Below are 9,797 nucleotides of genomic sequence, written 5' to 3' on the forward strand. Positions count from 1 at the left end.
AAATAATGAAAGTTAGAGCATTAAAAGAATTTAAAGATTTAAAAGAAAATGTCGTTCGCATGCCGGGCGACATTTTTACTTGCACTAAAGAAAGATTTGAAGAAATGAAAACTGGTTTAAGAAAATTTTGTTTAGAGTGCGAGTGGGTTGAGGAAGTGAAAGAAAATGGAAGCACTAAAGCTGGTAAAAGCTCAACTAGGGATAACAATAAATAGTCGAGATGAATATTTAAAAGCTATAATCGAAGGCTGTAAAAAAGAATTGCTAAATATTCAAGGTATAAAAATTGATGAAACAATACCTGACGACTTAATGTTTTTAGTTGATTATTCGGCTTGGAGATACTCAAGCAAAGATTCAGACGCAGGAATGCCAGAACGCATTCGCTGGAGACTAAGGAATTTGTTTTTAAAAAAAGCGGGTGAGTAATGGCTATTTTTAATAACGAATTAACACTTATAAAAGAGAGTGAAAATGGTAGAGATGAATATGGCAATCCGCAAACAAAAAGAGAAGAAATAACTATTTTTTGTAATGAAGAGTCTGTATATTCAAGTGAATTTTATGCGGCCGCAAATGTAGGTTTAAAACCTCAAGCGTTGCTTACAATACATGAAATAGAATATTCTGGAGAAACAGAATTGATATATAAAGACAAACTATATAGCATTTTAAGAACTTACAGAAAAGGGGATCTTTTAGAATTGATTGTAGGTGATAGCCTTGGTAGAGATTGACATTGCAGTTGCTATAGACAAAGCACTGTCAGATTATTCAGAAGAAGTTCAAGAAAAACTTGATAAATGTGTAGAAGAAGCTGCAAAATACGGAGCGGAAAGGCTAAAAACAGTAAGTGCATCAAAAGGTTGGAAAAATTACTCGAAAAGTTGGGGAATAAAAAAAGATGGAAGTTCAAGGATAATTAAAAGTAGTAAAGGACAATTAACTCATCTTTTAGAGTTTGGACACGCATTAAGACAAGGTGGAAGGACAAGAGCTTTTACTCACATTAAACCAGTTGAAGATGAAGTAAATAAAAAACTAGAAAATGATGTTAAAAAGGTAATAGAGCAGATATGAAAAATCCATATAACATTCTTACGATAGAGGGAATGAAAGTTGCTTATATGAAGTTCGATAAGCCGCCTAAAACTCCATATTTAATTTATTATGGCAGCGGCTCTAACAATTTCAAAGCAGACAACAAAGTTTTTAATTCTGAAAATACTTATATTGTTGAATATTACAACAATAGAAAAGATGAAAAAGAAGAATTAAAAATTGAAAAAATATTTGATGATAACGAAATATTATGGGAAAAATCGGAAGATATATACATCGAAAAAGAAGATTTATTCTTAATTAGATATTATTTAGGAGGTTAATTATGGCGAAAAATAAAGTTAAATTTGGTTTAAAAAATGTAGTTGTATGGCCAATCGCAGAAGCTAGTGCACAAAAAGTTACATTTGGCGAAAAAATAGTTGTGCCTGGTGCGGTAGAGTTGTCATTAAAAGCAAATGGGGACAATAACAACTTTTATGCGGACGACACTGTTTATTGGTCACAATTTTCAAACAACGGATACGAGGGCGATTTAGAAATTGCATTAATTCCAGAAGAATTTGAGATTAATATATTAGGCTTAATTAAAGATAAGAACGGAGCAATAGTAGAAGGTTCTAATGCTAAACCAAAAAACTATGCTATGGCTTTTGAATTTAGCGGAGACCAAACAGAAACAAGACACATTTTATACAACTGCTCATCTTCAAGACCAGAAGTTATTTCAAAAACTAAAGAAGATAAGATTGAAGTACAAACAGACAAAATATCTATAAATGCAGTTCCGGCGATGGACACTGGATATATAAAAGCGAAAGTAACAAAAGGACAAACTGGGTATGATGAGTTCTTAACAACTCCTTACAAAGTAGTTCCAGCAGAGGGAATATAATATGGAAAAAGTAATAGAGATAAACGGCAGACAAGTAGCATTTAAAGCTAATGCAGCTTTTCCACTTGTGTATAAAAATCAATTCGGAAAAGACATATTGACAATCATAATGCCAATCATCAGTGAACTTTTAAAAGGAGCTGATGAATTAATGGCAAAAAAGGAAACAATCAAGGCATCAGACTTAGGGGCGCTTTTAGAAAATGTCTACGCATTGGAACTAAACGACATATTGAGTTTAATATGGACTATGGCTAAAATTGCAGACCCAAATATTAAAGAGCCGTTAGTTTGGTTTTCGGAATTTGAAGAGTTTCCAATTTTTGATGTGGCAAAAGAATTACTAACTATATTAATTCCATCATTAGTAACTAAAAAAAAATTAACGAAAATAATGGAAGCGATAAAAACGAAATAGACATAGAAATAATAATGGCTGGTGCAATAGCGCGAGGTTTGACGTTAGAGGATTTTTATAGAATGACGATAGGACAAATAGTCGACTATTGTATCACTTTTAATGAGATAAACAACAACGAAGAAGAAAAGAAAGAAGAAACAAGAACAGCGACACAACACGATTTTAATAATTTTTAATGGGCACTCAAGTAGTGCTCATTTTTTTAATATTTGTAAGGAGGTGAATTAATGGCAGGAAATATCAAAGGTATAACAATAGAGCTCGGGGGCGATACTTCGAAACTTGAAAAAGCTTTAAAAGGAGTAAACAACACCTCTAAAGATTTAGACAAACAACTAAAACAAATCAATAAGTCTTTAAAATTCAACCCTGGAAACACTGAACTTATAACTCAAAAACAAAGGGTTCTTGCTGAATCAATTGAAAATACAAAGAAGAAACTTGAAACTTTAAAGACTGCTCAAGAACAAGCTAAACAAGCATTGGCAGATGGAAAAATCGGACAAGATGAATATGATGCGTTAACGAGAGAAATTATAAAGACAGAAAATCAATTAAAGTCTCTTGAAGGACAGTTGGCAAAGACAAATTCAAAATGGAAAGAAGTTGGCGAAAAGTTAAAAGATACTGGCGACAAAATGACAAAAGTTGGCGAAGGAATGACAAAAAACGTCACAGCTCCAATTGTCGCAGTAGGTGCTAGTGCTTTAGTGGCTTTCAAAGAAGTTGACAACGGACTAGACACAATCATTTCAAAAACTGGAGCGACTGGAAAAGTCGCGGACGATTTAGAAAAATCTTTTAGAAATGTTGCAAGTAATATGCCAGCAACTTTTGATGAAGTAGGAAATGCTATTGGTGAATTAAATACTCAATTTGGATTAACTGGAGTAGAACTTGAAAAGGCATCAGAAAAGACAATTAAATTTGCTCAAATAAATGGTACTGATGTTACAAATTCTGTAATAGCTGCAAAAGGAGCTATTGAAAAATATGGACTTAGTACATCAGATTTAGATATGGTATTAGATTCTGTAACTAAGACGGCCCAAAACACTGGTGTTAGTACAGACAGACTATTTGATGTTGTTACAAAAGGAAGTCCAGCGTTAAAAGAGTTGGGGCTTAATTTTTCTCAAGCGACAGAAATGATGGGAAGAATGGAGCAAAAAGGCATTGACTCCAATAAAGCTTTATCTTATTTGACTAAAGCTCAAACCAATTGGGCTAAAGAGGGAAAATCAATGGTTCAAGGACTTCAAGAACTTCAAGACAAGTTAGCTACTGCGACAACATACGAAGAAAAACTTGCTTTAGCTGCAGAAGTCTTTGGAACAAAAGGCGGAGCTTTTATGTTAGAAGCTCTAGAATCTGGAGCATTAAGTGCAGCAGATTTTGCAAACGCAGCAGAAGAAGCAGCGGGTTCTGTAGAAAATACATGGCAAGGAATGCTTGACCCAATCGATTTAGTCCAACAAGCTATGAACAACCTAAAAATAAGTGGGGCGGATTTAGGTTCATCTTTACAAGAGTTGTTACTACCGGTTTTAGAAACAATGATTGGTGGCCTTAAAAAATTTGCCGATGCAATAAATAAAATGCCACCTGGAATGAAAAATTTTGTACTAATACTTGCAATGGTAGCAGCCGCTATAGGCCCTCTGTTAATATTTTTTGGGAAACTCGCTTTTGCACTTGGAAACTTAGTAACATTTTTTAGTGCAGGTGGAGCGGGAGCAACATTATTTGCAGGAGCAATGAAACTTTTGCCACTTCTAATAAGTCCCATCGCACTTGGGATAATGGCGGCAGTTGCTGCTGGAATATTACTTATAAAAAACTGGGATAAAGTAAAAAAAGTAGCCACTACCGTATGGGGTGGCATTAAAGAATTCTTCGGCACTCTATGGGAAGGTATTTCGGAAACTTGGAGTAGTATTTGGGAAGCTATAACAACAACTCTAACGGATTTGTGGAATTCTTTTATAGAAACAGTTCAGCCGATTTGGGACGGGCTTACAACAGTATTTAAATTCGTTTGGGAAGTTATAAAAGAAGTGTTTAATGTGGCTTGGATAGCTATAAGTACCCCATTGATTTTAGCTTGGCAAGTTCTAATTGCAACAGCTCAAACAATATGGCAAGGTCTTGTTGCAGTATTTACGACTGTTTGGAACGCAATAAAAACAGTTACAAGTACAGTTTGGAATGCAATTAAAAGTTTTTTAGAGCCGATTTGGAACGCAATAAAAACTAAAGCGAGTGAAATATGGAACGCTATTAAAACAGCGATAGAAACTGTGTGGAATGCTATTAAGACAAAGACAAGCGAAATATGGAATGCTATTAAAACAAGTGTAATTCAAATTTGGGAAGCGATTAAAGCTAAAGCAACCGAAGCTTGGAATGGTATTAAATCTGTTATAGAACCAATCTGGAATGGTTTAAAGACAAAAGCAACCGAAATATTTACAGCAATTAAAACTAAAATAACTGAAATATGGAATGGAATTAAGACCGTGACTAAAACAGCGTGGGACGCAGTAAAATCTGCAATTGAAGGGCCAATAAACAAAGCAAAAGAAATAGTGAATAGTGCTATTGAAAAAATGAAATCGATATTGAACATCACACTTCCTTTTCCAAAGATAAAATTACCACACTTTAACGTGAGTGGTAGTTTCAGTTTAAAACCTCCATCAGTTCCACATTTCAGTGTTGACTGGTACGACAAAGGCGGTATCTTCTCAAGTCCATCAATAATCGGTGTAGGTGAAAAAAGGCCTGAATTTGTAGGGGCTCTTGACGATTTGCGACATTTAATAGGTTCAGAGTTGGACAAAAGAAAATCTTCCGGAAGTGTATTAATAACTGGAAATACATTTATTGTAAGAGAAGAAAGAGACATTAAGAAAATAGCAGAAGAATTAAACAAACTACAACAAAAAAATAATCGTGGAAGGGGGCTTGCAACTATATGATAGGATTTAAATTTGATGGCAAACACAGCTCACAGTTTAATGTCGGATTTAGAAGTACGGATAGAACAGCAATCCCAGAACGAAGAAAAAAGGAATTTACAATACTCGGAAGAAGCGGGACTTTAGAATTGGAATCGTATGAGTACGAAAAACGATACATCAAATGCACAATTGGCATAATGTATGTAGATAAGTTTGAAGAACTTAGGGCGAAAATACGAGAGATAGCCGGCTGGCTATCTGGAAGCGGCTTATTAATTTTTGACGATGAACCAGGGAAAGCTTATGAAGCAAGTGTATATTCTGCTGTAGGAATAGAGCAACTGGCACTACAACCACGAGGAACAATGGAAATAGAGTTTGAATGTCAGCCGTTCGCAGTTAGCACGGATTTAAACAGAATTACAAAATTGGGAAAAAATGAAACGAACATATCAATAAAAAATAAAGGGAATGTAAAAACTTGTGGCACTTTTATTATAAAAAATACAGGGTCTACAAATGTTACGTCACTTAGAATAACAAGAAAGGTAGTGATTTAATGAGTAAAGCTAGCAATTATCTTGAAGATATGGTGCTAAACTATATCTTCAAAGGACAATCAATATCTCAACCGACTCAACTTTATATAGCGCTATATAGAACCAATCCAACTGACTCTGATACTGGTTCAGAAGTTGTTGGAACTGGATATACAAGACAATTAATTACATTTAATAATCCAACTCAAAACACAGATAGAGCGACTATTTCCAATAGCGCGCGCGTTGAGTTTCCAACAGCTCAATCAGAATGGGGCGAAATATCTTACTATGGAATAAGAACAGCAAGAGACGGTGGAAATTTACTTGTATATGGAGCTTTTAATAAACCAATTACAATTAGCACAGGAAATAAATTTATAATAGATACAGGAAATTTAACAATATCGGTTGGGTGATGAGCCATGCCAAATAGATTCAATTTATCAAAATTTAATATAAAAAATAATTCGGATGTAGCAATTACAGCGACATCCGAATTTGATTTTTATACAGATTTAAAAGATTTTATTATAGAAAATCATGTAGAAAAAACAGAATTAATATTCAATATAGACTCTAACGCTAGTGGGTTTTCAGAAGTATTTGCAAAATCAGAAACAGGGATTTCTTTTGAAAGTAGTGCCATTTCAACAAGTTTATTGATTTTAGATACAAAAGTGGAATCTGAAATAAGCTTTGAATCGTTCGGGAGTAGTTCACTTCTTGGCTCTGAATATTTAGAGATAAAAGGATTTGTGTTAAAACCAGGAGAAGAAATAGAAATAAACACTTGCGAATTAACAGCGACAATAAATGGTGAGAATGCTATGCATCTACTCACAGAAGATGGTGACTTCTTTGACTTTTTACCAGGGGCAAATGACATTGAAATTGTTGCTGGTGGAGCAAATGGAGTGAGTATAGACACTTATTGGAAAGATAGGTGGTTGTAATGCTGAAATACAACATCAAAATCTATGATACAAATATGCGAGAACTGGCAAGATTACAAAATGCTTTCGACACAGGTTATGACTTAGTAAATAATGAGTTGTGGACTTGTAGATTTAAGATGCCAAAGAATGATAAAAAAATAAAATTCTGTGAAGCATTTAACTACGTTGAATTGTTTGATGGAGAAGAACGTGTTGAACTGTTTAGGATAATGCCAAGTGTATTTACAAGAAATGAGTTAGCTTATGAAGAGTTTGAGTGTGAACACGTACTTGCGACATTGATTGATGATGTACTTTTTCAATATCATCAAATAGGGAATGTAGGTGTATATACACCGCAAGTCTTGAGATATGTTTTAGACAAGCAAACTAATAAAAGGTGGCAACTTGTAGAATGTGACTTTAATAGGCAATTTGAATATAAATGGGAAAATGAAAACTTATTAGCTGCTCTCTTCTCTGTTCCGAAATGCTTTAATGAAAAATATAAATGGGTTTTTGATACAACAACACAGCCTTGGGGTTTATCTTTAAAAAGATTGGACGAGAAATATAAAGCTGATATTCAATATAGAAAAAATATGCAAAATATTGAAAAGACAAAAGACCCAACAAACATTGTGACTAGATTATATGCCTTGGGATATGGCGAAGGTGACAATCAATTAACGATAAAATCTGTTAATAATGGAGTTCCATACATTGAAAAAAATGTCGGAAGTTACGGACTTAAAAATTCAATACTTATTGATAGACGTTTTGAGAGCCCAACAACACTATTAGAGTACGCAAAGACAGTGTTAAATGAAGCAAGTCAACCGTATCTGTCTTACAAAATTAAAGCTGTAGATTTATCTGTAATTGATATAAATAAATATCCTAAATTTTTACCGGGCGATTTTGTTTTAATTCGTGATGTTGAAGATGAGATAAATTTAAAACTTCCAATAGTTAAAGTTTCCAAAAGTGATTTAAAAGGCAATCCTTTTGATATTGAAATTGAAATAGCTAATAAAAATAAAGACATAACTGGAAGTATTTCTGAAATTATGGAACGAAGCAGAATTAATGACACTTACGCACAAGGTGCAACTAATCTAATGCAGATTGCTTTTAATGACAACGCTGATGAAAAATATCCGGCTTTAATTAAATTTTACATTCCAAGCGAAATGGCAAGGATAAATAAGCTGATTTTAAATTATACTTTAGAATCATTTAGAGCATATTCAAAAGCTACAAAAGGTGGCGGTGAAACAAGGAAAACCACTGGCTCTGGCGGCGGTGATTATACATCAACAGGAGCAGGCGGCGGTGATTATACATCAACAGGTTCGGGTGGTGGAGACTATGACACTACTCACGGAATGGCACAAGTTAACGGTGATAACGTTCAAAGGGTTGTTAAGAATTTTCAACAACAACATATCGGATTTGCAGAAGATTATCACGTTTACAGCCACGAACACAGTATAAGTTTAAGACCTCACGAACACTCTGTTAATATTCCACAGCACACGCACTCTGTTAATATTCCACAGCACACGCACGACTTTACGTTGCCAGATCACACGCACGACATAGACTATGGAATGTACGAAGGAAGCAAGGCAAGTGAAGCATATTTAAGAGTTGATGGACAAACGGTTTATATAAAAGATAAAGAAGTTAATTTAATTCCGCATCTATCAAAAGATGACGGGGGAAAGATACAACGTGGAACATGGCACACAATAGAAATTGTTCCAAATAAACTTACTCGAATTAACGCGAGCGTGTTTATTCAATTATTTACAACAAGTCGAGGAGGCGGAGATTTTTAAACTATGAAAAAAATGTATAAAGGTATTGCTAATAGTCCAGCAACTTATTTAAAAGAACCACTCAAACCAGAGGGAACTGTGATGTATATTGCTGACAGTTCGATATTGCCAGAGTTGCCCAATTTAGCTGTAATTGGAACGGACCAAAATGCAGAAACCGTGCTGGTTAAAGATTTGAGGTCTGATGGTGGATATACAATTCAAAGAGCGGTTGAAGGAATCGCAAGAGATTGGCAAAAAACAACGGAAGTCGCAAGAAACTTCACAAATTATGATTACGAACAACTAATAGCGAACATAGAAGAACTTGATAAAAATAAATTAGATGATAGCGCTAAAGATGACTTCGCAAGTAAGACAGATATAAAAACTAAATTATCAGAATTAGCAGATGATAGCACACATAGACTTGTTACGGACAGTGAAAAAGATAGTTGGAATAAGAAACAAAACAAATTATCAGCTGGAACTAATGTTGAAATAACAAGTGATAATCGAATCAATGTAAACATACCAAAAGTTGAAGTTGTCAATGACTTAATCACCGGTGGAGCAGATAAAGCTTTAAGTGCGGAACAAGGGAAAGTGCTTTTTCAAAATGTCGATAATGGAAAAAGATTAGTTGCTAACGCCATTATCGACAAAGGGCAAACAGGAGTTACTAAAGATAGCACATTTTCCGAGTTAGCGACTAAAATTAAAAGTATAAAAACAGGTTATAGTGTTGGAGATGTTATAGATAAAACAAATTTAAAACCTGTAGGAGACCTAATTCCTAAAAAATCTTGGGAATTTACAGGACATAGTAGTCGAGTAAATTCAGTAGCAGTAGATACTCAAGGAAATATATATAGTGGTGGTAGCGATAAAAAAGTAATGAAAATATCACCTAGTGGAACTAAGATATGGGAATTTACAGGACATAGTAATACTGTAAAGGCATTAGTTGTAGATACTCAAGGAAATATATATAGTGGTAGCGATGATAAAAAAGTAATGAAAATATCACCTAGTGGAACTAAGATATGGGAATTTACAGGACATAGTAGTCGAGTAAATTCAGTAGCAGTAGATACTCAAGGAAATATATATAGTGGTGGTAGCGATAAAAAAGTAATGAAAATATCACCTAGTG

Annotated in this window: 14 protein-coding genes; all 14 read left to right on the forward strand. The window is 34.2% G+C overall.

Annotated features, from left to right (window positions below; translation table 11 throughout):
* The first annotated feature begins 5 nt into the window (after positions 1–5).
* On the forward strand, positions 6–215 hold the full coding sequence (locus tag SOR77_RS00715; protein WP_320635299.1) for a hypothetical protein: 210 nt from the start codon (positions 6–8) through the stop codon (positions 213–215).
* Positions 166–429 (forward strand): phage head-tail connector protein, encoded by a 264-nt coding sequence (locus tag SOR77_RS00720; RefSeq protein ID WP_320635300.1) that lies wholly within the window; start codon positions 166–168, stop codon positions 427–429. The genes SOR77_RS00715 and SOR77_RS00720 overlap by 50 nt, the downstream gene beginning before the upstream one ends.
* Complete coding sequence (locus tag SOR77_RS00725; protein WP_320635301.1) at positions 429–737, forward strand: phage head closure protein; 309 nt, start codon at positions 429–431, stop codon at positions 735–737. The genes SOR77_RS00720 and SOR77_RS00725 overlap by 1 nt, the downstream gene beginning before the upstream one ends.
* Complete coding sequence (locus SOR77_RS00730) at positions 724–1,080, forward strand: HK97 gp10 family phage protein (RefSeq protein ID WP_320635302.1); 357 nt, start codon at positions 724–726, stop codon at positions 1,078–1,080. The genes SOR77_RS00725 and SOR77_RS00730 overlap by 14 nt, the downstream gene beginning before the upstream one ends.
* On the forward strand, positions 1,077–1,385 hold the full coding sequence (locus SOR77_RS00735; protein ID WP_320635303.1) for a hypothetical protein: 309 nt from the start codon (positions 1,077–1,079) through the stop codon (positions 1,383–1,385). The genes SOR77_RS00730 and SOR77_RS00735 overlap by 4 nt, the downstream gene beginning before the upstream one ends.
* Before the next feature lie 2 nt (positions 1,386–1,387).
* On the forward strand, positions 1,388–1,957 hold the full coding sequence (locus SOR77_RS00740; protein WP_320635304.1) for a major tail protein: 570 nt from the start codon (positions 1,388–1,390) through the stop codon (positions 1,955–1,957).
* Position 1,958: 1 nt separating this feature from the next.
* Positions 1,959–2,375 carry a hypothetical protein gene (locus SOR77_RS00745; protein WP_320635305.1) on the forward strand — a complete coding sequence of 139 codons (417 nt, stop codon included), beginning with the start codon at positions 1,959–1,961 and terminating at the stop codon, positions 2,373–2,375.
* A 14-nt stretch (positions 2,376–2,389) separates the two neighbouring features.
* A complete protein-coding gene (locus SOR77_RS00750) occupies positions 2,390–2,554 on the forward strand; it encodes a hypothetical protein (RefSeq protein ID WP_320635306.1) in 165 nt (54 codons plus the stop codon).
* A gap of 51 nt (positions 2,555–2,605) precedes the next feature.
* Positions 2,606–5,359 carry a phage tail tape measure protein gene (locus tag SOR77_RS00755; protein ID WP_320635307.1) on the forward strand — a complete coding sequence of 918 codons (2,754 nt, stop codon included), beginning with the start codon at positions 2,606–2,608 and terminating at the stop codon, positions 5,357–5,359.
* The gene (locus SOR77_RS00760) at positions 5,356–5,901 is read left to right on the forward strand and encodes a distal tail protein Dit (RefSeq protein ID WP_320635308.1); all 546 of its coding nucleotides are present in this window, start codon (positions 5,356–5,358) and stop codon (positions 5,899–5,901) included. The genes SOR77_RS00755 and SOR77_RS00760 overlap by 4 nt, the downstream gene beginning before the upstream one ends.
* Positions 5,901–6,299, forward strand: coding sequence for a hypothetical protein (locus SOR77_RS00765; RefSeq protein ID WP_320635309.1), 399 nt, complete (start codon positions 5,901–5,903; stop codon positions 6,297–6,299). Before SOR77_RS00760 ends, SOR77_RS00765 begins: the two co-directional genes overlap by 1 nt.
* A gap of 6 nt (positions 6,300–6,305) precedes the next feature.
* Positions 6,306–6,836 carry a phage distal tail protein gene (locus SOR77_RS00770; protein WP_320635310.1) on the forward strand — a complete coding sequence of 177 codons (531 nt, stop codon included), beginning with the start codon at positions 6,306–6,308 and terminating at the stop codon, positions 6,834–6,836.
* A complete protein-coding gene (locus tag SOR77_RS00775; RefSeq protein ID WP_320635311.1) occupies positions 6,836–8,662 on the forward strand; it encodes a phage tail spike protein in 1,827 nt (608 codons plus the stop codon). The genes SOR77_RS00770 and SOR77_RS00775 overlap by 1 nt, the downstream gene beginning before the upstream one ends.
* Positions 8,663–8,665: 3 nt before the next feature.
* On the forward strand, positions 8,666–9,797 hold a 1,132-nt coding region (locus tag SOR77_RS00780; protein ID WP_320635312.1), incomplete at its 3' end, for a hypothetical protein.

The sequence above is a fragment of the Peptoniphilus sp. genome (assembly GCF_034090345.1).
Classification (GTDB): Bacteria; Bacillota; Clostridia; order Tissierellales; family Peptoniphilaceae; genus Peptoniphilus.